The sequence below is a fragment of the Campylobacter sp. CNRCH_2013_0671h genome, assembly GCF_025773055.1.
Lineage (GTDB): Bacteria > Campylobacterota > Campylobacteria > Campylobacterales > Campylobacteraceae > Campylobacter_D > Campylobacter_D lari_D.
Window position 1 is genome coordinate 82,996 of sequence record NZ_JAKMTG010000006.1, and the last position, 24,348, is coordinate 107,343.

The 24,348-nt window shown below is 27.8% G+C and carries 29 protein-coding genes and 1 pseudogene; 10 read left to right on the plus strand and 20 right to left on the minus strand.

The annotated features are described in order from the left end of the window. The first annotated feature begins 2 nt into the window (after positions 1 to 2). Genes L8X97_RS05595 through L8X97_RS05615 form a run of 5 tightly spaced genes read left to right on the plus strand, consistent with a single transcriptional unit; the run spans position 3 to position 4,666 of the window. Positions 3 to 326 carry a hypothetical protein gene (locus tag L8X97_RS05595; RefSeq protein ID WP_263659499.1) on the plus strand — a complete coding sequence of 108 codons (324 nt, stop codon included), beginning with the start codon at positions 3 to 5 and terminating at the stop codon, positions 324 to 326. After that, positions 298 to 1,689 (plus strand): pilus (MSHA type) biogenesis protein MshL, encoded by a 1,392-nt coding sequence (gene mshL / locus L8X97_RS05600; protein ID WP_263659500.1) that lies wholly within the window; start codon positions 298 to 300, stop codon positions 1,687 to 1,689. The genes L8X97_RS05595 and mshL overlap by 29 nt, the downstream gene beginning before the upstream one ends. Further along, on the plus strand, positions 1,670 to 1,999 hold the full coding sequence (locus L8X97_RS05605) for a CDC27 family protein (RefSeq protein ID WP_133319381.1): 330 nt from the start codon (positions 1,670 to 1,672) through the stop codon (positions 1,997 to 1,999). Before mshL ends, L8X97_RS05605 begins: the two co-directional genes overlap by 20 nt. Continuing rightward, the gene (locus L8X97_RS05610; RefSeq protein WP_263662830.1) at positions 1,992 to 3,509 is read left to right on the plus strand and encodes a GspE/PulE family protein; all 1,518 of its coding nucleotides are present in this window, start codon (positions 1,992 to 1,994) and stop codon (positions 3,507 to 3,509) included. Before L8X97_RS05605 ends, L8X97_RS05610 begins: the two co-directional genes overlap by 8 nt. After that, entirely contained in the window at positions 3,506 to 4,666 is a 1,161-nt protein-coding gene (locus L8X97_RS05615; protein ID WP_263662831.1) for a type II secretion system F family protein, read from the plus strand. Before L8X97_RS05610 ends, L8X97_RS05615 begins: the two co-directional genes overlap by 4 nt. Here the strand turns inward: L8X97_RS05615 and L8X97_RS05620 are convergent. Genes L8X97_RS05620 through L8X97_RS05670 form a run of 11 tightly spaced genes read right to left on the minus strand, consistent with a single transcriptional unit; the run spans position 4,663 to position 12,582 of the window. Continuing rightward, positions 4,663 to 5,415, minus strand: coding sequence for a TSUP family transporter (locus L8X97_RS05620; RefSeq protein WP_220566448.1), 753 nt, complete (start codon positions 5,413 to 5,415; stop codon positions 4,663 to 4,665). The genes L8X97_RS05615 and L8X97_RS05620 overlap by 4 nt on opposite strands. Further along, positions 5,400 to 6,149, minus strand: a complete 750-nt coding sequence (locus L8X97_RS05625; RefSeq protein ID WP_263659836.1) for a TIGR02757 family protein — start codon at positions 6,147 to 6,149, stop codon at positions 5,400 to 5,402. The genes L8X97_RS05620 and L8X97_RS05625 overlap by 16 nt, the downstream gene beginning before the upstream one ends. Next, the gene (gene flgK, locus L8X97_RS05630; RefSeq protein WP_263659835.1) at positions 6,149 to 7,978 is read right to left on the minus strand and encodes a flagellar hook-associated protein FlgK; all 1,830 of its coding nucleotides are present in this window, start codon (positions 7,976 to 7,978) and stop codon (positions 6,149 to 6,151) included. Before flgK ends, L8X97_RS05625 begins: the two co-directional genes overlap by 1 nt. Before the next feature lie 10 nt (positions 7,979 to 7,988). Then, positions 7,989 to 8,423, minus strand: coding sequence for a flagellar export chaperone FlgN (gene flgN / locus L8X97_RS05635; protein WP_133319375.1), 435 nt, complete (start codon positions 8,421 to 8,423; stop codon positions 7,989 to 7,991). A 41-nt stretch (positions 8,424 to 8,464) separates the two neighbouring features. Further along, on the minus strand, positions 8,465 to 8,671 hold the full coding sequence (locus L8X97_RS05640) for a flagellar biosynthesis anti-sigma factor FlgM (protein ID WP_133319374.1): 207 nt from the start codon (positions 8,669 to 8,671) through the stop codon (positions 8,465 to 8,467). A gap of 60 nt (positions 8,672 to 8,731) precedes the next feature. After that, positions 8,732 to 9,097, minus strand: coding sequence for a rod-binding protein (locus L8X97_RS05645; protein WP_207921002.1), 366 nt, complete (start codon positions 9,095 to 9,097; stop codon positions 8,732 to 8,734). Beyond that, positions 9,097 to 10,143 carry a flagellar basal body P-ring protein FlgI gene (locus L8X97_RS05650; protein WP_263659834.1) on the minus strand — a complete coding sequence of 349 codons (1,047 nt, stop codon included), beginning with the start codon at positions 10,141 to 10,143 and terminating at the stop codon, positions 9,097 to 9,099. Before L8X97_RS05650 ends, L8X97_RS05645 begins: the two co-directional genes overlap by 1 nt. A gap of 58 nt (positions 10,144 to 10,201) precedes the next feature. After that, positions 10,202 to 10,858, minus strand: a complete 657-nt coding sequence (locus L8X97_RS05655) for an RsmD family RNA methyltransferase (protein WP_133319372.1) — start codon at positions 10,856 to 10,858, stop codon at positions 10,202 to 10,204. Further along, positions 10,851 to 11,246 (minus strand): hypothetical protein, encoded by a 396-nt coding sequence (locus L8X97_RS05660; RefSeq protein ID WP_263659833.1) that lies wholly within the window; start codon positions 11,244 to 11,246, stop codon positions 10,851 to 10,853. Before L8X97_RS05660 ends, L8X97_RS05655 begins: the two co-directional genes overlap by 8 nt. Next, entirely contained in the window at positions 11,230 to 11,934 is a 705-nt protein-coding gene (locus L8X97_RS05665; protein ID WP_263659832.1) for a hypothetical protein, read from the minus strand. Before L8X97_RS05665 ends, L8X97_RS05660 begins: the two co-directional genes overlap by 17 nt. Positions 11,935 to 11,943: 9 nt before the next feature. Further along, positions 11,944 to 12,582 carry a DUF5644 domain-containing protein gene (locus L8X97_RS05670; RefSeq protein ID WP_133319369.1) on the minus strand — a complete coding sequence of 213 codons (639 nt, stop codon included), beginning with the start codon at positions 12,580 to 12,582 and terminating at the stop codon, positions 11,944 to 11,946. A gap of 97 nt (positions 12,583 to 12,679) precedes the next feature. Here L8X97_RS05670 and L8X97_RS05675 point away from each other — a divergent pair, with 97 nt between their 5' ends. From L8X97_RS05675 to fldA, 5 genes are all read left to right on the plus strand, one after another. Then, complete coding sequence (locus tag L8X97_RS05675) at positions 12,680 to 13,501, plus strand: thiamine-phosphate kinase (protein WP_263661058.1); 822 nt, start codon at positions 12,680 to 12,682, stop codon at positions 13,499 to 13,501. After that, positions 13,470 to 14,603, plus strand: a complete 1,134-nt coding sequence (gene truD / locus L8X97_RS05680) for a tRNA pseudouridine(13) synthase TruD (protein ID WP_263662845.1) — start codon at positions 13,470 to 13,472, stop codon at positions 14,601 to 14,603. Before L8X97_RS05675 ends, truD begins: the two co-directional genes overlap by 32 nt. A gap of 86 nt (positions 14,604 to 14,689) precedes the next feature. Continuing rightward, positions 14,690 to 15,007 (plus strand): DUF2325 domain-containing protein, encoded by a 318-nt coding sequence (locus L8X97_RS05685; protein WP_133319367.1) that lies wholly within the window; start codon positions 14,690 to 14,692, stop codon positions 15,005 to 15,007. Between the two features lies 1 nt (position 15,008). Next, positions 15,009 to 15,701, plus strand: a complete 693-nt coding sequence (locus L8X97_RS05690) for a hypothetical protein (protein WP_133319366.1) — start codon at positions 15,009 to 15,011, stop codon at positions 15,699 to 15,701. After that, entirely contained in the window at positions 15,702 to 16,193 is a 492-nt protein-coding gene (gene fldA, locus L8X97_RS05695) for a flavodoxin FldA (protein WP_133319365.1), read from the plus strand. Here fldA and L8X97_RS08415 read toward each other — a convergent pair. From L8X97_RS08415 to L8X97_RS05735, 9 genes and pseudogenes are all read right to left on the minus strand, one after another. Next, positions 16,174 to 17,334 carry a methyl-accepting chemotaxis protein gene (locus L8X97_RS08415; protein ID WP_412175783.1) on the minus strand — a complete coding sequence of 387 codons (1,161 nt, stop codon included), beginning with the start codon at positions 17,332 to 17,334 and terminating at the stop codon, positions 16,174 to 16,176. The genes fldA and L8X97_RS08415 overlap by 20 nt on opposite strands. Before the next feature lie 213 nt (positions 17,335 to 17,547). Beyond that, a pseudogene (locus L8X97_RS08420) lies at positions 17,548 to 18,216 on the minus strand (cache domain-containing protein); the annotation flags it as partial. A gap of 130 nt (positions 18,217 to 18,346) precedes the next feature. Beyond that, positions 18,347 to 18,751, minus strand: coding sequence for a hypothetical protein (locus L8X97_RS05705; protein ID WP_263662833.1), 405 nt, complete (start codon positions 18,749 to 18,751; stop codon positions 18,347 to 18,349). Continuing rightward, the gene (locus L8X97_RS05710; RefSeq protein WP_263662834.1) at positions 18,744 to 19,454 is read right to left on the minus strand and encodes an EI24 domain-containing protein; all 711 of its coding nucleotides are present in this window, start codon (positions 19,452 to 19,454) and stop codon (positions 18,744 to 18,746) included. Before L8X97_RS05710 ends, L8X97_RS05705 begins: the two co-directional genes overlap by 8 nt. Beyond that, positions 19,451 to 20,143: a dUTP diphosphatase gene (locus L8X97_RS05715; protein ID WP_133319361.1), complete on the minus strand. Its 693-nt coding sequence runs from the start codon at positions 20,141 to 20,143 to the stop codon at positions 19,451 to 19,453. Before L8X97_RS05715 ends, L8X97_RS05710 begins: the two co-directional genes overlap by 4 nt. A 12-nt stretch (positions 20,144 to 20,155) precedes the next feature. After that, positions 20,156 to 20,704: an ATP-binding protein gene (locus tag L8X97_RS05720; protein ID WP_133319360.1), complete on the minus strand. Its 549-nt coding sequence runs from the start codon at positions 20,702 to 20,704 to the stop codon at positions 20,156 to 20,158. 125 nt (positions 20,705 to 20,829) lie between these two features. Next, positions 20,830 to 22,464 carry a hydrogenase small subunit gene (locus L8X97_RS05725; protein WP_263662835.1) on the minus strand — a complete coding sequence of 545 codons (1,635 nt, stop codon included), beginning with the start codon at positions 22,462 to 22,464 and terminating at the stop codon, positions 20,830 to 20,832. Between the two features lie 3 nt (positions 22,465 to 22,467). After that, positions 22,468 to 23,148, minus strand: a complete 681-nt coding sequence (locus L8X97_RS05730) for a triose-phosphate isomerase (protein ID WP_263662836.1) — start codon at positions 23,146 to 23,148, stop codon at positions 22,468 to 22,470. Beyond that, positions 23,145 to 24,347, minus strand: coding sequence for a phosphoglycerate kinase (locus L8X97_RS05735; RefSeq protein ID WP_263659824.1), 1,203 nt, complete (start codon positions 24,345 to 24,347; stop codon positions 23,145 to 23,147). Before L8X97_RS05735 ends, L8X97_RS05730 begins: the two co-directional genes overlap by 4 nt. Position 24,348: the final 1 nt, after the last annotated feature.

Below are 24,348 nucleotides of genomic sequence, written 5' to 3' on the forward strand. Positions count from 1 at the left end.
TTTTGTTTCGAATTTTTATTCTTGTTTTATGGATAATTAACGCTTTTGGTGTTAATTATCCATTTTTAAATCAAAATTGTTATGTTGATAATTTAATTTCAATTCAAGATCCTTTTTTTAAAAAGACTACAAATATAAAATCTAATTTTTCTTTGCAAGCTATTGTTTCAAATAAGATTAAGATTAATGATAAGTGGTATGCTTTAAACGATTATATTGATGGTTTTAAAATAGTTGAAATTAGAAATTCTCAAGTTGTATTAAAAAAGGAAGAAAAAATAATGGTTTTAAATTTGTATGAAAAAAATAGTATTTTTATGTATTAATTTTTTGTTTTTTACAAATGTATTTGCCATGCAGTGTAATCAGCATTTTTTTAATATAAGAGTAGAAGACAAAACTTCTTTGCTTGAAATTTTAAATGAACTCGGAAGAGAGTGTGATTTTAGTATTATTATTAAAGATATTTTTGCTCAAGAAAAATTAATGCATGCTCAAAATTATTTACATATAAAGAAAATGTCTTTAAGAGAGATTTTTAAGCTTTTATTGGTGGAAAACAATCTTGCTTATGAATACGATAAAAATGCTTTAAAAATTTATGGAAAACAAGTTAAAACTTTTAAAGTGCATTATATAAGTTCTATTAGAGAAGGACAAAGTATTACTAAAGCTTCAGTGGATTCTAGACCAAAACAAGGAGATTATGATAATTATAAAGAAGTAGATAATTTAGTTATTAGTACTGATAAATTTGATTTTTGGGAGAAAATTTCAGAAGAAATTCAAGCTTTGTTGGATGAAAATACAACTAAACCTATTGTCAATACTAATGCAGGAATTATTACTTTAAATGCAACTCCATATGAACTTGCAAGAGTTGGAAAATATTTAGATGACTTAAATAAAAGACTTAAAAAACAAGTTTTAATTGATGTAAGTATTGTTGCTGTGCATTTAAACAAAAATCATTCAAGTGGAATTAATTGGCAAGAACTTGCTTTTAAACTTAATGGTGATGATAATGATTTTATAATTAATAAAGATGGTGTTAGAAATATTAACTTAAAAGCAAATATTGAAACCAAAGCTATTTTAAATTTATTACAAGAAAATGGTAAAACAACTATACTTTCTAACCCAAAACTTATGGCTTTAAACAATCAGCAAGCTATTATTTCTATAGGCGATACAATAAATTATCAAGTAAAAGAAAGTTCTAAAGGAACAGAAAATGGTACAATAGTTAGTGAAATATATAATAATTACTCTATTTTTGTAGGAATTTTACTTAATATATTGCCTGAGATTTCAGATGATCATAAAATTATGCTTAGGATTAATCCAAGCTTGAGTGATTTTAAATATAGTTTTGATAATCATAGACAAAGCAAACCAAGAAATATAGCGCCAGATACTATACAAAAAAAGCTTTCTACTGTAGTTGAGGTTGATGATGGACAAACTTTAATTTTAGGCGGATTGATTAGTAAAAATACCATTAATAATCATAATGAAATAAGCATTTTATCTAAAATTCCACTTTTTGGAGCTTTATTTCAAGGAAAACAAAATTATGAAGATATTAGCGAAATAGTTTTTATTATCAAACCAAGTTTAGTAAAAACTAATAATAAAATTTTAAGTTTAAAAGACCTAGGTTTTCAGCATGAAGATGATATGTTTTAAAATCTTAATATGTTTTTCTTTTTTAAATGCTATAGAAATTCAAAACAATAGTTTCGATCAAAACATATTTTATGAAAAATTCATTAATCAACCAAACTATGAAAATGCTTTAAATTTAGCAAAATATTTTTATCAAAATAAAGAATACAAACAAGCAGTTTTTTGGGCTATAGAAGCTAATGATTTTGATTTATTGCAAAAAGAAGCTTGGCTTGTTTTTATTAATGCTAAAATAAAACTCGGAAGATATGAAGATGCTTTAATAGCTAAAAAAGAATACGAAAAGCTTTTGGAGATTTATTTTGAGTGATACACATCAAAAATTAAAAAACTTAAGTGAGTATTCTTTAAAAGAAATTGCTTCTCAATATAAAATGGAATTTTTAAATTTAAATCAAACTTTTGATTTTGAAAAATATCTTCACATTTTGCCTTTTTCTTTAATAGAACAACATGATATTTTTTGTTTTTATGAAGATGATGAAAAAATCCATATAGCTTCCTTTAAACCATTAGAAGAGAATGTTTTGGAAAAAATACAAAATTTATATCGTTTTAAAACTATCAAGATTTTTCTTTGTGTTTTTACACAATTTGAATTTTTGCTAGAAAGAGTTAAATTTTTAATTAAATTTCAAAATCATCTTAATAGATTAGAGCTTAGTTTGAAAAGTGATGAAAATAAAGATGAATTTTTATTAGAGCAGTTTTTGAATTTAATTTTAACTTATGCTTGTTTTTTAAGAGCAAGTGATATCCATTTAGAGCCTTTAGAAAATGAAGTATATATAAGATTTAGAATAGATGGGGAGTTAAAATATATATATAGTTTTGATGCAAAATCATACCAAGCCTTATTGTTGCATGTAAAAATTATTGCTTTGCTTAATGTAGCTGAACAAAGACAAGCTCAAGATGGGAGTTTTTCTAAAATCATTTTAGAACAAAAATATGATTTTAGAGTTTCAATTATGCCTTTATTATTTGGACAAAGCATAGTGTTTAGAATTTTAAAACAAGATGGATATGTTTTAAAACTTGATAAACTTTTTATCAAAGAAGAAAATTTAATTCAGCTGAAAAAACACACGAATGCATCTTATGGTCTGATTTTGTTTTGTGGGCCAACAGGGAGTGGTAAAAGTACTTTTATGCATGCTATTTTAAATGAAATTGAACAAAGTAAAAAAATCATCACTCTAGAAGATCCTATAGAATATAAACTTAAATATGCTCAACAAATTCTTTTAAATTCTAAAGCCGGATTTGATTTTCACAAAGCTTTAAGAGCAGTTTTAAGACACGATCCTGATGTGATTATGATAGGTGAAATTAGAGATGAGGATAGTTTGGATATAGTTTTAAAAGCTTCTTTAAGCGGACATTTAGTTTTAAGTACCCTACACACTAATGGCGCTATAGAAGCTATTTTTAGAATGAAGCATATGGGTGCAAGAGAATACTTAATAGCTCATTCTCTTAATTTAATTATAGCTCAACGATTAGTAAGAAAACTATGTGAATGTAAAGAACCTAACAAGGAAAAATTTTACTTTCAAAATCAAGTTTTTGAAGGAAAATTTTACAAAGCAAAAGGTTGTGTTGAGTGTATGTATAGTGGATATAAAGGGCGTTTGATGGTAGCTGAATTTTTGTTTTTAGATCATAATTTAAAAAATATGATAGAAAATAATGCAAATTATGAAAATATTTTAACATACGCTTTAAAAAAAGGTTTTTTGACTTTAGGTATGGATGCTTTAGAAAAGGCAAAACTTGGCTTAACAAGTATAGATGAGTTAAGAAAGATTAGTTTTTGAAAAAATTTGTTATTTTTTATGTATTAAATAAAGAGCAAAAACAATATATAATAAGGGCTAGAAATTTATATGAAGCTAGAAATTTTGCGTTAAAGTCATTTGTAAATATTATTAGTGTTGAAGAATATTTCAAACCGATAAAACATAAAATCAAAGAAGAAGAGCTTATTTTCATTCTTAAGGATTTAAATATGATCTTAAAGGCAGGATTAAGCTTACAGGAAGCAATTTTAGAATTTTTAAAATCAAGCTATGAAAAACAAAATATTAAAATTTTTAATACAATTTATAATAAACTCAATAATGGAAGTTCTTATAATGAAGCCTTTAAAGATATTTTAAATTCTAGAGAATGTGCTATTTTAAAAATTTGTGATGGCAGAGAAGATTTACATAAGGCTCTTGATATTATTATTAGTTTAAAAGAAAAAAATCTTTATAGTTTTAAGCAGTTAAAAAAGGCTATAGCTTACCCACTTTTCGTTTTTATGTGTATTATTTTTGCTTTTTTTATTCTTATAACTTTAGTTTTGCCTGAATTTAAAACTTTATTTTTACAACTTGAATTGGATTTGCCAAAAATCACTCAAATTCTTTTTATTATAGCTGATTTTTTTAGTCATTTTTACATGATTATTTTATTAAATATAGGATTTTTTATAATACTTACTTATTTTTTTAGGAAGTCTTTGTTTTTTCATAAAATTCTTTTTTATTTTCCCATTTTTGGAAAAATAATATTTTATCAAGATAAATTTTGCTTTTTCTTAATTTTTTCATATTTATTAAAAGCAGGGGTGGATATAAAAAGAGCTTTTAAACTTGCTTGTGAAGGTATAGAAAATCAATTCTTTAAAAACAAAATGTTTATTATAAAGACTTCATTTGAATCAGGACTTGATTTAGCTCAGGCTTTTTCTAACACAAAGCTTTTTGAGTCTTTTGTGATAAGAATGTTAAATTTAGCTTTAAAAAGTTCTAAATTAGATGAAAGCACTTATGAGCTTGCTTTGTTTTATGAGTATAAAAAAGAAAATTATACTCAAAAGCTTTTGAGTGTTTTGGAGCCTTTGATGACAATTTTTATGGCGAGTTTGATTTTAGTTTTAGCCTTGGGTGTATTTTTACCTATGTGGCAAATTAGTCAAGAAATTTAAGCAAGATAATCATAAGCAACCTTAGCTATAGTTAAAGCAACCATAATCAAAAAGAGTTTTTTGATAAAAGTTCCTTGCGTTTTTAAGACTAGTTTTGATCCTATAAAAGCACCTAAAATTTGACCTATACCCATTAAAATACCAACTTTCCAAAGCACCTCATAAGAGTATAAAAATACCCCTAAAGCTACTACATTGCTAGTAAAATTTAAGATTTTAGTATTAATGCTTGCATTTTTCATGCTAAAACCAAGAAATATCACGCAAGCAAAAATCCAAAAAGAACCAGTACCAGGTCCTAAAAAACCATCATAAAAACCAAGTAGCAAGCCAAAGATGATTTGAAAGCTTGTAGTACTCATTTTAGCTTTATTATGTACATGGCCTAAATCAGGCTTGAAAATAGTGTAAAAAAAGATTAAAACAAGGCAAATTAATACAATGATTTTAACAGCATTTTGATCTATTAGTAAGACTGCATAAGTTCCAATGGCAGCTCCAATAGCAGTAAATAAAATTCCCAAAGCTATCTTTTCTATATGCATAGATTTTCTATAAGCTAAAACCGCAGTGAGTGATCCAAAGGTACTTTGAAGTTTATTAGTAGCTAGGGCTAAATGAGGAGGAATACCACAAGCAAATAAAGCAGGTATGGTAATAAGCCCACCACCACCTACAATCGCATCAACACAACCTGCAAAAGCAGCAACAAAGAATAAAATCACATAATAAGTTAATTCAAGCTCCATAAGCTTTCCTTGTTTTGTCCGATTCTATATAGAGCAAAATCATATTTTATAGGATCAGCAGGATCGAATTTTTTAAGACTTTGCGTAAGTTCTAAAACACTTTTAAAATCATAAATCTTACGCTTTAAAAGCTTAAGTTTTAATGAAACTTTATGAGTATGAGTATCTAAGGGTATGAGTAAGTCTTTTTTATCGATATTTTTAAACAAACCTAAATCTAATTCATCTTTTCTTACCATCCACCTAAGATACATATTGTATCTTTTTAAAGGACCTTTTGGAATGTTAAATTCTTTTGAAAAGAAAAATTCATAACCATAACTTTTATAAGGATTAAGCTTGTAAATTGTTTCTATGAAAGCTTTTATCGCTTGTGTTATGTTTTGTTCTTTTTGATAAGTTTTGGTAAAAATATTTTCTATACTATCTTCATTTTTTAAGCGCTTGAGTGTGATGAAAATTTGAGCTATATCTTGAGAGTTTTGAAAGCGGTATTTTAGATTTTTACATTCTTTTTTAATAATCTCATCGCTTTTCTCAAGCAAGGAAAAATCAAGTTTATTTAAAAAATTTACAATATTTTTAGCATTTCCATAGGCAAATAAAGCACAAAGCAAGGCTATATTTTCATCTTTATAAACACTTGCAATTTGTAAAGGATCAGGATGAGAGAAAAGCTCTTTTTGAGTGTTTTTGCTTAAAATTGCTTCATCTAAAAGAGCTTTAATTTGCATTAAGATTTTAAACCAAGTAAGGTTTCAAGCATTTGATCAACGGTAGTTACGATTTTAGCTGCAGCGCCATAACTTGCTTGATATTGTATGAGTGCTGCTAATTCTTCATTGGTATTTACACCACTTTTTGATTGATATTCTGCATAAGCTGTATTAAATACCGTCATATTAGTTGCATGCGCAAAGCCATTGCTTTCAGCATCTGAAGCAATTTGGCCTGTAAATTTTCTATAATATCCATCTAAAGTCATAGTATCTACTGTACCATCTTTATTATAAAAATTTACTTTTTGATTTTGAAGTTGCAACATAGCATTAGCTACATCGTTATTTCCATCAACTCCGTTTGAACTAGCTTTTAAGCTATTTGGATCATTTCTAATGCTTGAATTTACATTAATGCTACTTGCATCTTGACCATTGAAAAATGAAGATACATTTAAAGCGCCTGGGAAATTTGTGCCATTATCCTTAAAAGCTATTTTATAACCTTTTTTTAAGCCATTGATTTGGAAATTTCCACTATCACTTTTTCCATCATAATGATAAAAGGCTTGAAAATAATCATTTAAATCATTACCGCTAACACCATCTTTATTATCATCAACATCTGCATTGATTTGTTTAATAACATCTTCTATAGTGGTATTGACATCTATTTTTATAGTTCTAGTAGCTACTGCATTACCTTTTTCATCATAAACTGTGATGTCAAAGCTTCCTGCTTGGATGTTTTTATCATAACTCATTAAAGAAGTATCAGATTTTAAACCTTTTAAATCATCTGAATTTACTTTATCGGTTGCTGCTTGAGCATAGACATTATTAGTTTGAGTTATGAGTGTTTTTGTAAAGGTATTGAGCATATCTTTATACTCTTGTAATTTTCCATCGCTGTAAGTATCATGATTGCCATCATAATTTCTACCTCTAAGATCAAGTTGAGCACCAAGCTGCCCACCTGAAATTTTGCTTGTTAAATCATAGCGGTTTTCATCATTTACTTCATAATAAATTTGATAAAAACCATTAGGGTTGTTATTATCTAATTTTAAAGGGTGAAAGCTAGAGCCATTTACTATACTAAAGCCTTGAATGCTTAAATCATAATATCTTCCAGAATCAGTCATGGTAGATTCTAAAGTACTATCTTGAGAGCTTGTTCCTTTCCAAGCAACAGCATTAACTAACTTTGAAAGTCTAAGTTCAAGTTCATCTCTTTTATCTCTTAGTTGATTTGCATTATCGGTAGGTAAAACTTCTTCATTTTCAAGTTGTTTATTAATATTTGCAATTTCTTGACCAATGTTATTAATCTCATCTACGGTTTGTTGAATTTGCTCATTAACTGTTTGTTGCATTTTGCTAAGATCTTGTAATGTTTTTTGTATGTTTTGAGCTAATGTGTTTGCGCTATTAACAAGATCTATTTTACTTGCTCCATCGCTTGGGTTGGAAGCAAAGTTATTCCACGCATCATAGTAATTTTTATAATCTTGTAAAATACCAGTTCCTTGCATATCAGGAAATCTTTGACTTGCTTCTTGTAAAATTTGTCCTAAATAATTTGTATAGTTTTGTTGAGTAGTGGCGTTTTTTAGCTCATAATAAGAATGCTCATCATGCAATCTTTTAATAGTATCAATTTGCGTACCTGTTCCTAAGTGTAAGCCACCTCTATCAAGAGACATACCTGAACTTTGCACCGCTCTTTGTCTAGTATAAAATACTGCATTTGCATTAGAGATATTGTTACCTGTGGTATTGATTTGAAGTTCAGCAGCTCTTATACCACTAACCCCTGTATATAAACTATCAAAAATTCCCATGACTTAGCCTTTAAACATTGATCTTAAATAATGAATCTGGAATTGTCTTATTATCCCCATAAGCATTATTTGTTCCATTTTGTTCAAACATTGTATTTAAAAGATTGTCGTAAAAATTTTTAATAATAAGAGCCAATTTAGCATATTCTTTATTTTTTTGATGTAAGGTGTTTAAATTTTGCTTTAAAAGAGCAAGTTTTTCTTTATCTTCATCATCTAAAAGTTCGTCTAAACCTTTATTGTTTCCTTGATTACTAAGTTCTACTAAAGCCTTATCAAGATTTTTTTTAGCAATTTGAAAATCATTTACAAGTTTAGTTTTTTCTTCTACGCTTTTGCTAACATGTTGGTGATTAGCAGCTTGAATTTGAGCTATATCTTCTAAAGTAAGATTGATGAGTTTTTCTAAAATAGAATTTGTTTTGTCTAAGTGTTGTTTAACCATTTTTATCCTTTCTTAGGCACTAACCCAAAAAAGGATAAAAATTATAATAAAGAATCTACTATTGCTTTTGAAGTGGCTTGCAAGTCTATTTTATACTCGCCATTCTTTATTTGTGAAGCAATAAAAGATGCCTTATTTTCTTCTACCTTTTGAGTTTCTTTTGCCTTGTTATTTTCTTTGTTTTCTGTTTTATTTATATCGCTAGTAGCAACTTGAGCCACATAGCTTTGATGTATAGGGTTTATCATTTTAAGCCTCCAGTTCTATTGAAAAACTCTAAGAACCATATCGACACTTAAAAAAATAACTTAACGCCTTTCTTTTAAATAATCAAATAATAATTTTGAAAAACCTAAACCACCACTTAATGCTTTGCTCATAGTATCATTATACATAGATGAATAAATTTCATCACTTGCATCTTTTCCAAATAAAGAATTTTCTTGTTTTAAAGAAATATCCAAAACACTTTTAATTAAGAAAGCTTCAAAAGCATCGGTTTGTTCTTTTAAAGCTTTATCTTCATCATTTAATGCTTGTATATGAGTTAAATCATTTTTAAAAGCACTATCTGCATAGTTTTTAGCAGCCTTATAGCTATTATTATGCTTGGTAATGTTTTCATAAAGCTCACTGCTGTAATTTTTGCTCGCTAAATAATTATCAACTCTCATCATATCACCTCTAATTCAGCACTGATTGCACCAGCTCTTTTTAGATTTTGCATAATAGCTATGATATCATTTGGTGCTGCTCCAAGTTTATTTAACATTCTAGCTATGTTTGCTACTGTTGTTTTATTGTTTGTGATTTTTAAAGTATTAGATACAGGGTCTAAAATACCACCATCTTTCATATCGATTTCATTTTGTCCTAAAGCTACGGTATTGTTTGGATCAATTTTTATAGTAATATCTTTATGAGTAATTAATATAGGTTCAACTTCTATATTTACTCCCGCTACGATAGTTCCTGTTCTTTCATCAATAATCACTTTGCTTTCTGGGGTATAAGCTATATCTTGTTCTAATACTCTTGCCATAAATTCAACATGAGAAAATTCTTCAGGTTTTGTTAATTTTATAGTTCTAGAATCTAAAGCTTTTGCTATATCTGTGTCAAAAATAGTATTTAAAACTCTTTCTATATTATTAGCTGTTTTAAAATCTGCTTCTTTTAAGCTTAAAATCAAATCTTCACTTTGGCTAAAGTTTTGTGGAATTTCTCTTTCTACTACAGCGCCATTAATAACATTTGCTGAGGTTGAGTGTGTTCCTGCTGCACCCGGTCTTGGGCTAAGTCCACCTATAGCTAATGAACCTTGAGCTACTGCATAAATCTCTCCATCAACTCCTTTTAGAGCTGTCATAAGTAAGGTTCCACCTTGTAAAGATTTTGCATCACCTAAAGAAGCCACACTTACATCAAGCTTATCCCCACTTCTTGCAAAAGCAGGAAGCTTTGCTGTTACCATTACTGCTGCTGTATTTTTTGATTTTATATCACCTGGGCTAACTTTTACATTCATACCCTGAAGCATATTTGAAATAGATTGTAGAGTAAATTCACTACTTGTACCATCTCCACTTCCGTTTAAGCCAACAACCAAACCATATCCTATAAGTTGGTTATCTCTAACACCTACTACATTAGTAAGTTCTTTAATAGTAGCTGCAAAAATGCTTAGATTTAATACCAAGCAAAATAGTAATATTCTCATCGATTCTTCCTTTAATCTATGCTATTTTCATAAAATTAAAGCAAAAAAAGTTCCAAATTTATATAAAGGAGTAAAAACTTAGAGTAGTTGAGCCAAATTTTTTTTCTTTAGTTTTTTCATAATCTTGTATTTTAGTTGGAGTTTTAAAAGTGCTGTGGTGTTCTATGATAATGATTTTTACATTTGAATTTTGTATATTTTCTATCAATTTTAAAGTTTTTTCATAAATATCAAAAAAACCTTCTCTAATATCAAATGGAGGATCAAGATATAAAATAATATCTTCTTTAGAATTTTGAATAATTTGAGGAGTTTTTTTAAAAGTATCATCATTAAAACAAAGGGTATTTTGATCAACACCAGAAGCGTTTTTTAAAGCTATTTCATAAGCCTTTTTATCTTTTTCTATGGCATAACTTTTTAAACAACCATTGCTTCTTGCTTCTAATGCCATCAAAGCACTTCCTCCAAAGGCCTCTATAAAAACCTTATCTTGTAAAGAAAAACGCAAAACATTAAAAACACATGATTTTACTATGCTTTTAGTGCTTCTTGTGGTATCTAGGCTAGGAAGTAAAATTTTTTTACCCTTATAAATTCCACTTTCTATAGTGGTGTAAATTTTTTGAGCTTGTTTTTTTGAGCTTGTTTTTTTATCCTCTTTGTAATTTTTTAAAAAATCTCTTACGCTTTGATATTCTTGTGTTTTATGCATTATTATTTTCTTCTTTGATAAGATTTTTTAACTCTGTTTTATAAAGATCAAATATTGCATCGATTTTTTCATGACTTTCTTGGCGTAGTTGTTCTAAAATGGCTTCACATTTTTGATTCATAATTTTTTTCTCACGCATTGCTATTTTATAGGCAATATTTTGCAAGCTTGCATTGAAATCATTTAAAGCACATAGCAACTCTTCTATGTTAAAAGGGTGAGTTAAGAAATTTGATTTTTTGTTGATGATAAATTGTGGCTTTTGTGTGTTGATTTTTTCATCACAGACTAAAAAATCACAATCTTTTTTTAAAACTAAAAAATCTTTTAAAGCAATTTCTAAAGTTTTTTCTAAAATTAAATCCTTGCATTCAAGAGCGATTTTCATTGACTAAACTCACTTTTAATTTGTGTTTTTTTAAAGTGTATGGTACTATACCTAGAGCTAAATTTGCAAGCTCTGCGAAACTTAAAATATAAAAATCTTCAAAATTTCTATTTGAAATTGCTTGTAATTCTTTAGAACACTTATCAAACATATAAAAAGAATAAAAATCTTCTACAACTAAAAAATCACAACCACTATCATAAGCATCTAAAATGATTGCTGCTGCACTTTTATAAGCTAATTGCGCATTTAAACTTAAGAACCCATAGCCACAACTCTTATATTTTCTTTCAAAATCAATTATATTTGCTTTAAGAATCTTAGCAAGTTCTAAAGAGCAATTAGCATAGGAAAATCCTTGATATACACCTATGTTAAATTTATCAAAAAAATATTTAATGTGTTCTGTTTTTAAGTATTTTAAAAAAAACTCTGGAGCGTATTTAATCTTATCGATTTTACTCATAATTTCATAAGAGCTATATTCGCAAGCTAAGATATTATTCTCATCCATCATTCTAGAATATTCATCTAAAATATCTTTAGGATCATAGTCAATAATAAAATAATTTTTACCCAAAGGTTTTTCACATAATGTGCTTTCAACACTGACTGTATCTAAGACATTTTTGATAATATCAAAATAACAAAATAAATCATTATTGCTATTGGTGTAAATTTTATACATTTTAATTCCTTAAAAAATACTTCTTGCAAGACCTGATTTTACAAGCATAACTTTTAATTCTTTGATGTAAGATTCATAGTCAAGCTCATTAGATGAAATAAAATTTTTGAATTTAGTATGATAATAAATTCCTTTTTCTTCATCTGCTATCAATTTTAAAAATTGTGGAGTTTTTTCTGGATATTTAAGTAGCATTTTATAGGCAAATATAAAGAAACTATCTCCTAGATATTCAGGTAGAAATTCTCTTACTTCGCTTGTATAATATAAAAAGTCATATTGCTTGTAAAGCTCTATATCATGTATGTCAATAAGTCCTTTAAAAAGTTCAAGTTTTTCTAAAAAATCACTCTTATCCATGATCAAGTCTTTAATAGCTCTTTTAGTATCGAGTGGTTCTATGATGAGTTCTTTTCCAAATCTTTCAATAATATTACTTAAATCTCTTCTTTGTCTAATGGTAACTTGATTAACTTTAATACAACTTTCTGGATTTTCTTCAAAATCAAAATATATATCATCTTTTTTAATCTGACTTAAAATATCATAAACACTTTTAAAATTTTTACTATCATAAACATATGGTTTATAATAAGCTAAATAATCACTATCTTTATCAAAACGAAAAATTCTTAAAGTTATTTGCATTTTTTATCCTTGGTATTATTTTTGATTATATACATTTTAAACTTATAAAAATTTGATTATTATATAAAATTAAAAGCTTTTTGTATAAAATATTCACATGGATAAAGAAAAATTTATTATAAATGCTTTTGCAAATTCTATCAACGGAGATGATGGAGCAATCATCGATGGATATTGTTATTCTAAAGATTTATTTTGTGAGGATGTGCATTTTAAACGCTCTTGGATGAGTTTAGAGCAAATTGGTGCAAAAGCTATGCTCGTTAATATTTCTGATGCAATTGCTATGAATGCTACACCAAAATACGCTCTTTTAGGGCTTTCTTTACCAAAATGTTTAGAAATGAAACAAGTTAAAGCTTTGCAAAAAGGCTTGCTAGATAGCGCAAAAGAATTTGGGGTGCAAATTATAGGCGGAGATACTATAGCAGATAGGAAAATTAATATTAGTATAACTATTATTTCTAAAGTGAATAAAAGGGCTATTTTTAGAAAAGGTTTAAAAAAGGGAGATTTGCTTGCTTTTAGTGGGAAATTAGGTGAGAGTTTAAAAGGTTTAAATATACTATTTCGCGGTGGAAAATTGCATTCTAAACATCGTTTTATAAAACCGAATTTAAGGCAGAAATTTTTTTATGATATAGCAAAAAAAGTCAGAGTGAGTATGGATATTTCAGATGGTTTAAATAAGGATCTATCGAGAATACTCTTTATAAATCAACTTGGTATAAAATTTCTTAAAAAATTAGATAAATTTAGCTTAAATAGTGCAGAAGAGTATGAAATTTTATTTGCTTTTGATAAAAAACATAAAGTATTTATACAAAATATGGCTAAAAAACATAGAATTAAACTAAATATTTTTGCAAAAACAACAACAGGAAGGTATAAATTTTATGGAAGAGAACATCATTTTTAAGCCCTTATATACTTTAAAACACAGCCCGATAAATGTGTATTTTTCAAAAAATAGTAATGATTTTGTAGTAAGAGAAAAGCCTTTGTATGAATTTAGTGGTAAAGGTGAACATCTTATTTTACATATACAAAAAAAAGATCTAAGCACCAGTGAAGCTTTGAGAATTTTAAGTGAGCAAAGCGGTGTTAAAATGAGAGATTTTGGTTATAGTGGTTTAAAAGATAAACAAGGCTTAACTTTTCAATATATTTCTATGCCTAAAAAATTTGAAGAGGGCTTAAAAAATTTTAAACATGATAAGATGAAAATTTTAGAAAGTTTTTATCATGATAATAAACTTAGAATAGGGCATTTAAAAGGAAATTCATTTTTTATAAGATTAAAAAAAGTTTCAAAAGTAGATGCTTTAAAAATAGAACAAGCTTTCAAAAATATCCAAGAACAAGGTTTTGCTAATTATTTTGGATATCAGCGTTTTGGTAAATTTCAAGATAATTTTTTACAAGGACTAGAAATTTTAAAAGGTAAAAAAATCAAAAATAAAAAAATACAAGAATTTTTAATTTCTGCCTTTCAAAGCGAACTTTTTAACAGATATTTGAGTAAAAGGGTGGAATTATCACATTTTATCAATGATTTTAGTGAAAAAGAAATAAAACAAATTTATGATTTAGATAAAGATGAAATTAAAAGTTTAAAAAATCAAAAGCAGTTTTTTAAGATTTTAAAAGGTGAAGTTTTAGGGCATTATCCTTTTGGTAAATGCTTTGTATGTGAAGATTTGCCAAGTGAAGTAGAAAGATTTAATCAAAAAGATATTAGTTCTATGGGGCTTTTAATAGGCTCTAAAGCTTATGAAACAAATGAAGGTCTAGCTAAAAAATTAGAAGATGAGATTTTTTCTTTTGCATATGAGTTTAAAGATAAAATGCAAGGTTCAAGACGCTTTATGTGGTCTTATTTGCAAGATTGTAAAAGTTATTATGATGAAGAAAAAGCTCATTTTACTTTAGAATTTTTCTTGCAAAAAGGTTCATATGCTACAGTGGTTTTAGAAGAGATTTTACACGCAGATATTTTTGATCAAACCTATAATACATAATTTTAAAAATTGATATTGAGTATCAGTTAAAATTTATCTTTTATAAATTATAATAACAATTATCATTTTTATAAAAGGAAAGCTCAATGTCAGTTTTGGTTATAGGTGCAGATGAAATTACTCCAATTAAGGCAGTTTTGACAAATTTAGGCGCAAAAAGTATAGAGCATTGGGATGCTAGAAATGAAAATAGGGTAAATAGAAAACCCATTCCGCAAAATACTGAATGCATAGTCATGCTTACTAGTTTTTTAAATCACAACACCATGAAAAAAATTAAAACAGAGGCAAAAAAACGCAATATACCTTTGGTTTGTGCTAAACGCAGTGTGAGTTGTGTATATTGCGAATATTGCAAGGTTTTTGGTCTTGAACAAACTTATGAATGTACAAAAAAGGCATAATATGTTTGGTTTTAATAACAAAGAGGATTTGGTACCTAAAATATTTAGAGATTTAGAACAAGAAAATATTAATTTTATTTTTTTAAATTTGTATAATTCTTTGGTGGAAAATGATCTAAAAATACCTTATATTTATGCAAAAAAAGCTACTAGTTTAAGAAATATTTTTGAGTTAAAAATCCAAAATATGATCACAGAAAGGGTTTTGAAATTTAGTAAAATAAAACAATTTTGTCCATATTCTCATAAAATCATCAAAGCATATAAAGAAGGAAATTTAAATAAATTACAGCTTGAAGCAAAGATGCCAAAATATGCTTTAGCTAGATTAATACAAAATGTTTTTATGTCATCAAATTTTATCTTAGATCCACAGGTGGCTTTTGAGTCTTTTGTGTATGATAAAATTTGTAAAAGCAATGTAAAGGCTAGGGTAGATATTCAAGAAAATATCATTATTATCAATGATAAAATGGCTATTATGCCTTCTTTTTTTGAAGATAATAAAAAGGATATAAATTTAGCTTTGCAAATTATCAAAAAAAATGTTTTTGAAATATTTTATATTGTGTATCCAAGAAATAAAAATTTTACTCAACATAAAGAAATAAGACATAATTTATGTGAAAATAACAAAACTTTGCTAAAATTAGTTCCCTATACTATTAATAATCAAATTTTAAGGAGATGTTAAATGTCAGTAGCAGTAATTTATGGTAGCTCTATGGGAAATACCGAAGGTGCGGCAAATATGATCGCTCAAAAATTAGGAATTTCAGATGTGTTAAATATTGCAGATATTAATGCAGAAAAAATCAATTCTTATGATAAATTAATCTGCGGAACTTCTACTTGGGGAAGTGGAGATTTTCAAGATGATTGGGATAGTTTTGATTTTTCAGCTTTAAATCTTAGTGGAAAAACCGTTGCAGTTTTTGGTATGGGAGATAGTGAAAGCTACTCAGATACATATTGTAGTGCTATGGGAAAACTTGCTCAGGCTTTAAAAGCAGCAGGTGCAAATTTAGTAGGTTCAGTTTCTACAGGTGGTTATACTTTTGAATCAAGTGATGCGGTAGAAGGAGATAAATTTGTAGGGCTTGCATTAGATAATGATAACCATGAGGATTTAACCGAAAGTAGAATTGATGCTTGGTTAGAACAAATTAAACCTTCTTTTTCTTAAATCTAGATGCCAAAAAGGCATCTTTTAAAATTTTCTTTTTTTTTGTTTCACTTAATATATCTTGTGCTAAAGAATCTACTTCATTTGCAATAGCATTTGTATGTATTGCTGTTTGAGAATTTTGTTGTGTAAGTTTTTCTATAGTAGCCACTGACTCATTAATTTGGCTAATATCATTAGCTTCTTCCTTTATAGCTTCGCCCATATCATTTATAGACTGGGCTAAGATATTAGTATTAGCTTCAATCTCACCTAAAGACTTTTGAGTTCTTTCTGCTAAGTTTCTAACTTCATCAGCAACAACAGCAAAGCCACGACCATGTTCTCCTGCACGAGCTGCTTCAATAGCTGCATTTAATGCAAGTAGGTTAATTTGATCAGCAATATCTGAAATCATAGTGGTAACACTTTTAATATCATTACTTTGTTTAACTACATCTTGTGCTTTGATAGAAATTTCACTCATAGTTGAATTCATTTGCTCTAAAGCTCTTGCACTTTCTTGTAATGATGAGGTTTGATGTGTGGCATCATTTGTAAGTTCATGCATACTTTGTTTGAGTGCTTCGGCTTTTTGATTTAATAACTCACCTTGGTTTAGTGATTTTGAAAGCATGTTTTTGATTTCATTCCCAAGGGCATTGATTGCTTTTTCAACATCGCCTTTTGGGGTATTAATAGCTGCAGTAAAATCTAATTGTTTATAACTATCAAATACCGCTTGAATTTCGTTTAAATTATTACCAATTTTTTGTTGTAAAGTATCAAGCATTTTATTTAAAACATCTATGAGTTCTTGAATTTGTGGATTGTTAGCATGAGAGCTAATGTGTAAATTAAGCTCACCTGTTTCTATTTTTCTAGCAACATTTACAGATTCTTCAATAGCTTTTGCATCTTTACTTAAAGCCTCTTTGATAATATTAATATTTTCATTAATCTCATCAGCCATTTTTCCAAATTCATCTTGAGTTTTTAGTTTAATAGGGTGTGAATGAATGTCTTTATGATTTAAATAGTTAAAGAAATTATGCAAGCCTGAAGATATAATAGCAATTGGCTTAAGATTATAAGAAATGATTATTCTAATAAAAATCAAAGTAATAAAAATAGCAATTAAGGAAATAATAATTTGTTCCATCAATGTTTGTTTAGCTGTATCGCTGTAAAAATCATAATCAGCTATAGAGCAAATAGTATATTTTGGATTGATACTACCATTACAAATTAAAGCTTTGATCCCTTCTTCTTTAGTTTGAATTTTGAAAATATCCCTAGAAAGACCTTTGTTTGCACCTTCAGTTGTTTTAAAATAATTTGAAATAATATCTTTACTAATATTAGTTGAGGTTAAGATTTTGGAAGAATCGGTATGAAAAAGATAAGTTCCATCATCAGCTAAAACAGCAGCATGTGAATAAGGTGTTTTACTTATAGCCAAAACTTCTTCTGAGAATTTTTTCAAATCATAATCAGCAGCAACTACACCTATAACTTCTCCATTGTCTATAATAGGACTAGCATAAGAAATGGTTGGTTTTTGCATACTAGATGATATGTAAGGATCTGTGACAATTAACTCTCTTTTTTCCTTGGCTTCTTTATACCATCCTCTAGATCTAGGATCATAACCACTTTCTGGAGTTTGATTATTGCCATTTGATCTAAATATAGTTCCATCTTCAAAACCCACATAGGTTAAATCAAAACCCAAAGAATTTCCTATAGAATTTAATAAACTAGTATATTGTGTTGAATTTAGATTATTTTTATTTTCTTTGATGTATTTTGTTAAAGAATTGATCACATTGCGTCTATCGCTTGCGTATAAATCAAATCTTTTACTCACATCAAAAGCAACCTTTTGTTGAAACTGAACTAACAGTGTATGGCTATTGGATTTAGATTTAACATAATTAAAAAAACCTAAAACACATAGCAAAACTACAACAAAAATACAAACTAAGAAAGCTATTTTGTTGGAAAAATTACCTAGTAGGTATTTCTTAATAGAAGAGAGCATTTTTTCTCCTTGACAAAGTCAATATTTGACTTTATGATTATGATAGTTTGTATGATTTTATTAAAAAAATATTTAAAAAATTATAAAAAAATTAATTTTTATTAAAAAATATTATATTTTTAGGATATTTTTAAATAAAAAATTCTAATTTTTTAGAAAGTAGAATTTTATTATCGGTATATTTTGCCCATTGTATATTTAGAGCAAAAATACAAGCTTTTGCAAGTTTTGCAAAGGGAAATTTTTCATAATATATTTTTTCTTGTTCTGCGGTAGCTTTTCTAAAAATAGCTTTAATTTGTACTCCTTTAATAAGATTGATAATATTTGTATCTAGTGCTATATTAACTCCTACTTTTGGATTTTTATAAGAAAGCTGAATGTGTCTAGTATGTTCTTCGCTAGCAAAAATCAATGCAAGATTTTTATCATCAAAAGTATAATAGCAACTTGCGCAATATATTTCATCATTATCTTGCACGCTCAAGGTTAAGAGTTTTTGAGAATGAATGAATTTTTTAATTCTCTCATCCATTATTTTTAGCTTCTAAATTTAAGATCTTTTGGTAACTTAAATGAGTTAAAAAAATTACATAAAATACTTGTAAAAATAGTCCAAGTAAAGGAATGCTTGATAAAATAAAAAATATTAAAGTACTTATTTTAAAGTTCAAAGGTGAAGAGTTCTTATAAAAATTATTAAAAGAATTTTTATCCAAGACATTGCTTAATACATCTAAGAGTAAAAGTTTATGAAATAAATAATAAAAAACTCCATAATAAATCAGAATACTTATAAAAGGTATGATTAGTAAAAAAGTAGCGATTATAAATAATACGCAAAAAGTCAATATAAATTTAAATGTTTTGAGTAAAACTTCTAAAGAATTTACTTCTTTTTGTATGAAATAGTTGTAGTATTTTTGATTTATTTTTTTTACTATATAAGGCGTTAAAAAAGAAATAATTAGCATGGATAAAAATACTGAGGCAAAAACTACTATGAAAAATCCACCTATGGCACTCAAAAATGTAAGTGAAAATTGTACTATGGAAAAGCTAAAAAACCAAGCCATGAAAGTTCTGCTAATGACATCTTCAATATAAGAAAAAAAGATATCATAGGTGTAGAATACAAGCAAGGCTAAAATAATTAAACTAACAAAAAAAGGCAAAAAAGAAAATTTTAAAAAAGGTTTACTAAAAAAATTTTGCAAGCTTAGATATAAAATATTCATTTTAATTCATCGTAATAATTTTGAAGTTTTTTGTAAATTTCTTTATAATCTAAGGTTTCTTTTAAAATTTGATTTAAAACTTCATTGTCTTCTACACCATTCCATGTTTTTTTATATGTGCCTTCTTTATAGCCATTTTCTTGTCTGAATTGATTTAAAATATTTTTTCCAATATATGTTTTGTAAAGTTTAAAGAAATTTAAGCCACATTTTCTAGCTAGAATAAAATAGACACTTAAAAGCTCACCTAAATCATAATCAAATCCACTGCATTTATGGATAATAAGCTCAATATCATTTAAAATTCCATAAATATCTGCTTCGTTTGGATTAGAAGTTTCTTTGCAAAAATCATCAAAAAAACTTACAGAAGAAACTTCTTCTGCTATGAAATTTTTATCATTAATTTGTTTTTCTTTGTATTCTTCTAAAATTAAACTCAAGATAAAATGCCATATATCTACTATTTCAATACATACATTATCCCAGTTTGCAGGAGTGTGTATACTTTTCCAATGCTTCCAGGCAAAAGAGTCAATAAGTTCAGCACACTCCATATAAATGCATCTTCTAAAGCTAATTAATTTACCTTCTTTGGTATAGCCATTTTCCCATCCTATACCATTAGTATCATCATTTAATTTTTGCTGGAGTTCTAGCATGCTTTTTAAAATATCTTTTACTTGCATTTATTTTCCTTCTTAAGCGTAAAATCCAAATTCTTTATTATTTTCTTCTTCTTTTTTCTTTTCTTGATTGTTATATTGCTTCCAAATTTCTTCTAATAATTTAGCACTATCTTGGAAAATCTGTTTTTTAATATCTTCAAGATCAGTTTTTGTCATTTCTTTATTTAAACTTTTATCCATAATATTAAATAACTCATGCAAGGTTGCTTTTTTGTGCTCTTCATTTTTTGGTATAGGCAGAGCATCACCAATTTTCATCGCAGTGGTGATAAGCTCTTTTGGCTTTAAGGTTCCTACTCTTGAGTTTTTCATAAATTCATCAATTTGAGGCTGTACTTTGGCTACTGCTTCTTTAATTTCTTCAATTTCTTCTTGCGAAAGTTTTGTGCCACTATATGAAAACGAAAAACCAAATTGATTTCTTAAACTCAAAGATGCTGAATTTCCATCTTTATCTAATTTTGCTTCTTTTTTATCGTACATAGAAAAAGAAAGATGATTGCCATTTTTTGTTTTTATATCCATAGAAAAATTTTGAGAGTTGTAGCTAGAAATTTGCATAATGTTCCTTTCAAATCAAGATAAAGTTATATCGTCAAAATAACTAAATCTTAAATAAATTTGCAAAGTTTTTAAGCTTTGCAAATTTCAAATACTAGGGAGATAAATATTTTATCATTAAGTCTTTAAACACTCGTTAAATCCCAAAATAATTTTAGTATTTTTTCATTATTTGAGTGTATTAAAATTTGTTTTTTGTTATGTATATTTTTACATGCTTTTAAAGCCTGTTTTAAATTTTCTTTTAAAGAAAAAATCAATCCAAAAGCAATAGCTTCTTTATCTAAACCACCTAAAATATAAATCAAAGGCATACGCATTGATTTAGAAATATCAAGCTTTGCTTGTTCATTAATGGTAGTTTTAAAATCAAATTTGCTAGGATGTTTGAACTTATAAGCTAAAGCAAGATCTAAAAACTCATCTAAATGGCTTAATTTTTTTCCGCTAATAAAAGGATATATAAAATAAAATAAATCTAAGATATTATTACTAATTTTGCTTTCATTATTATAATTTTCTTGTATAAAATTATAATATGTTTTAAATTGCTCTTGATAGTTTTGTACTAAAGTCATAGCCATTTTAGTTTTTGCAAAATTATTTAAAAAAACTTTAGGATTAGCTTCAAAACTAAAGTCTAAAAAATTAATCTTTGTGTCATTTTGATAAAAAATTCCACTAATATCGCTTTCTAAATCTAACAAAATATTATCTGAATTAAGCTCATTGTTAGAGCTATTATGGACTATTTTATTATCCAATATAATAGAAAAATTATTATAAGCAAATTCATTGCTCATAGGTTTTTCATAAAAACCAAAATCATCCCAAAAATTCTCTTCACTACAGGCAATACAGCCATGTCCTGCAGCTACTGGCCAAGAGGTTTTGGAGTTAAATTTAACCTTAGGGCAATTATTATAAGCATAAGGTCCTTTACAACCTACTTTAAAAAGACAATAACCTTGTTTTATATTTTCATCGTTAAAACTTTGAGCAAAATTACCTGCTTCAAATTTAGCTTTTCTTTCACATAAATCATGCAAACATTTACCATAAAAAGCCAAAGGTCTATTTTGTTCATCTAAAGCCATGTCTTGCTCAAATAATATATAAAAGCAAAGCGCTGCAATGATATTTACATCACTTGGAGGACAACCTGGTATATTGATTACTTTTTTTTCCAAGACTTTAGAAATTCCTATGCTTTTGGTAGGGTTTGGATGTGCAGCTTGAATTCCTCCATAGCTTGAGCAAGTTCCCATAGCAAAGATTGTTTTAGCATTTTTGGCACATTTTTGTAAAATTTCATATCCATTTTCACCATGTGCCCCTATAGTTAGATAAAAAGGATCTATAGCACAAACCCCGCCTTCAACGGCCAAAAGAAAATCTTTTTTTTCTAAAACTTCCTCTAAATGCGATTCTGCTTGGTGTCCGCTTGCACTCATAAAGGTTTCATGATATTCTAAAGAAATGAAATCAAAAATCAGATCTAAAAAGTCAGGCAATGAAGTTCTAAGCAAACTCTCACTACATCCTGTGCATTCACTTAAATGAAGCCATATGAGACTAGGTGGGGTGTGAAGTTGAAAATATCTATGTGCTAAAGGGCTAAAATCATTTGGCAAACCTAAAGTTTTAATGATAGAATTTACGGCTTCTAATGAGATATTTTTCTCTTCTTTATGCGAGTTTTCTAATAGAGCAATTTTATGCTCTAATATGCTTTTTAATTCTTCATTGCTTAAAGACATTTTTTAACCTTTGGCTATTTGTATCATATTTAAAAAATCATTTGCATTTAATGCGGCTGAACCTATTAATACTCCATCACAATTTTTTAAAGCACAAATTTCTTTAATATTGTTTTGATTAACACTTCCACCGTATAAAAGCTTAGCGTTAGTAAATTCTCTTAAAAAATTAAGTATGGTATTAATATCATCAAGATTAGCACTAACTCCTGTACCTATAGAATAAATAGGCTCATATGCTATGATAAGTTTTTTATAAGATAAATCAATATTTTCAATTTGTTTTTTTAAAAAATCTAAGCTTTTATTAGTATTTTTGGTTTCTAAACTTTCGCCTATACAATAAATGATATTAAAATCAAGATTTTTTGCAAAATCAAATTTAGCTTTTAAAAAGCTTTCATTTTCATTTAAAGCTCTTCTTTCAGAATGACCTATTAAAACACTTTTGATATTAAATTCTTCTAAGTGAATTTTACCAATTTCTCCGGTATAGGCTCCATTTTCACAAGGGTAGAAATTCTGCGCGCCTTGCTGAAATGAAAAATTGTCTTTTAAAAAAGCTATGCTAGGAGGGAAGATGAAAATTTCATCTTCTTTGTTTAAGTTTTGGTTTAATTTTTGAGCGTAAAGTTCAAAGCTTGATCTTGTATGATTACACTTTAAATTTGCTGCAAAAATCATTCATTATCCTTTATGGTCAAAGGTTTTACACCAGGAAGTTCTTTTCCTTCTATAAGCTCTAATGATGCTCCACCACCGGTTGAAATGAAAGTCATCTCATCAGCATCACCTGCTCTTGCTACAACATCAGCAGTATCACCACCACCTATTACAGTTGTTGCATGAGATTCACTAATATAATGACTCATTTTAATGCTACCTTTTGAGAATTTATCGATTTCAAAAACTCCCATAGGCCCATTCCACCATATAGTTTGAGCATCAGAAAGTGCCTCTTTAAATAATCTTACGCTAGCAGGACCTATATCAAGTCCCATCCAACCTGCAGGAATTTCTTGCACAGGGGTGTATTTCATTACTGCTTCTTGAGAGCAAGTTTGCGCTGCTGTAACATCCACAGGAAGATAAATTTTTACACCTAGATTTTTACCTTTGAGTAAGATTTTATTTGCTTCTTCAATTAAATCTTCTTCTAAAAGAGAATTTCCTATATCATAACCTTGAGCTTTTAAGAAAGTAAAGGCCATACCTCCGCCTATGATTAATTTATCTACTTTTGGAAGTAAGTTAGTCAAAGCTTGTAATTTCCCACTTACTTTAGAACCACCTACTACGGCCACAAAAGGACGCGCAGGGTGTTTGATAAGATTGCTTGCAAACTCAATTTCTTTTTGGAGTAAAAATCCCGCACCCTTGTTTGTATTATCAAAGTATTTTGTAATAGCTTCAACGCTAGCATGGGCTCTATGACAAACCCCAAAAGCATCATTAATATAAACATCAGCCATAGAAGCAAGTTCTTTGGCTAAATTTTCATCATTCTTAGTTTCACCCTTTTCAAAGCGTAAATTTTCTAAAAGCAAAATTTCACTTGATTTTAATTCGCTAGCTTTTTTCTTTGCATCTTCACCTATAACATCTTTAGCCATGATGACTTCTTTAGCCATTAAGCGTGCAAGTCTTTTTGCAACTGGTTCTAAAGAGTATTTTGAAGCTATTTCTTTTGGACGCCCTAAATGTGAAGCTAAAATAACCGCACAGCCATTATCTAAACAATACCTTATAGTAGGGATGGCCGAGCGAATACGACGATCGTCGGTGATATTTAAAAACTCATCTTGAGGAACATTAAAATCACATCTTATAAATACTTTTTTCTTTGCAAGATCAATATCTTTAATCGATAAAATACTACTCATC

Excerpts from the sequence above, each read along its gene's own strand:
- L8X97_RS05645 (WP_207921002.1), bottom strand. The coding sequence starts at position 9,097 with ATGAGAGTTGATAATTATTTAGCGAGCAAAAATTACAGCAGTGAGCTT.
- L8X97_RS05640 (WP_133319374.1), bottom strand. The coding sequence starts at position 8,671 with ATGATAAACCCTATACATCAAAGCTATGTGGCTCAAGTTGCTACTAGC.
- L8X97_RS05720 (WP_133319360.1), bottom strand. The coding sequence starts at position 20,704 with ATGCAAATTTCTAGCTACAACTCTCAAAATTTTTCTATGGATATAAAA.
- L8X97_RS05675 (WP_263661058.1), top strand. The coding sequence starts at position 12,680 with ATGGATAAAGAAAAATTTATTATAAATGCTTTTGCAAATTCTATCAAC.
- L8X97_RS05725 (WP_263662835.1), bottom strand. The coding sequence starts at position 22,464 with ATGTCTTTAAGCAATGAAGAATTAAAAAGCATATTAGAGCATAAAATT.
- L8X97_RS05730 (WP_263662836.1), bottom strand. The coding sequence starts at position 23,148 with ATGATTTTTGCAGCAAATTTAAAGTGTAATCATACAAGATCAAGCTTT.
- L8X97_RS05690 (WP_133319366.1), top strand. The coding sequence starts at position 15,009 with ATGTTTGGTTTTAATAACAAAGAGGATTTGGTACCTAAAATATTTAGA.
- L8X97_RS05625 (WP_263659836.1), bottom strand. The coding sequence starts at position 6,149 with ATGCAAATTAAAGCTCTTTTAGATGAAGCAATTTTAAGCAAAAACACT.
- mshL (WP_263659500.1), top strand. The coding sequence starts at position 298 with ATGAAAAAAATAGTATTTTTATGTATTAATTTTTTGTTTTTTACAAAT.
- L8X97_RS05620 (WP_220566448.1), bottom strand. The coding sequence starts at position 5,415 with ATGGAGCTTGAATTAACTTATTATGTGATTTTATTCTTTGTTGCTGCT.
- L8X97_RS05685 (WP_133319367.1), top strand. The coding sequence starts at position 14,690 with ATGTCAGTTTTGGTTATAGGTGCAGATGAAATTACTCCAATTAAGGCA.
- L8X97_RS05710 (WP_263662834.1), bottom strand. The coding sequence starts at position 19,454 with ATGAATATTTTATATCTAAGCTTGCAAAATTTTTTTAGTAAACCTTTT.
- L8X97_RS08415 (WP_412175783.1), bottom strand. The coding sequence starts at position 17,334 with ATGGAACAAATTATTATTTCCTTAATTGCTATTTTTATTACTTTGATT.
- L8X97_RS05670 (WP_133319369.1), bottom strand. The coding sequence starts at position 12,582 with ATGCAAATAACTTTAAGAATTTTTCGTTTTGATAAAGATAGTGATTAT.
- flgN (WP_133319375.1), bottom strand. The coding sequence starts at position 8,423 with ATGGTTAAACAACACTTAGACAAAACAAATTCTATTTTAGAAAAACTC.
- fldA (WP_133319365.1), top strand. The coding sequence starts at position 15,702 with ATGTCAGTAGCAGTAATTTATGGTAGCTCTATGGGAAATACCGAAGGT.
- L8X97_RS05605 (WP_133319381.1), top strand. The coding sequence starts at position 1,670 with ATGAAGATGATATGTTTTAAAATCTTAATATGTTTTTCTTTTTTAAAT.
- L8X97_RS05655 (WP_133319372.1), bottom strand. The coding sequence starts at position 10,858 with ATGCATAAAACACAAGAATATCAAAGCGTAAGAGATTTTTTAAAAAAT.
- flgK (WP_263659835.1), bottom strand. The coding sequence starts at position 7,978 with ATGGGAATTTTTGATAGTTTATATACAGGGGTTAGTGGTATAAGAGCT.
- L8X97_RS05735 (WP_263659824.1), bottom strand. The coding sequence starts at position 24,347 with ATGAGTAGTATTTTATCGATTAAAGATATTGATCTTGCAAAGAAAAAA.
- L8X97_RS05705 (WP_263662833.1), bottom strand. The coding sequence starts at position 18,751 with ATGGATGAGAGAATTAAAAAATTCATTCATTCTCAAAAACTCTTAACC.
- L8X97_RS05650 (WP_263659834.1), bottom strand. The coding sequence starts at position 10,143 with ATGAGAATATTACTATTTTGCTTGGTATTAAATCTAAGCATTTTTGCA.
- L8X97_RS05715 (WP_133319361.1), bottom strand. The coding sequence starts at position 20,143 with ATGCAAGTAAAAGATATTTTAAAAAGCATGCTAGAACTCCAGCAAAAA.
- L8X97_RS05665 (WP_263659832.1), bottom strand. The coding sequence starts at position 11,934 with ATGTATAAAATTTACACCAATAGCAATAATGATTTATTTTGTTATTTT.
- L8X97_RS05660 (WP_263659833.1), bottom strand. The coding sequence starts at position 11,246 with ATGAAAATCGCTCTTGAATGCAAGGATTTAATTTTAGAAAAAACTTTA.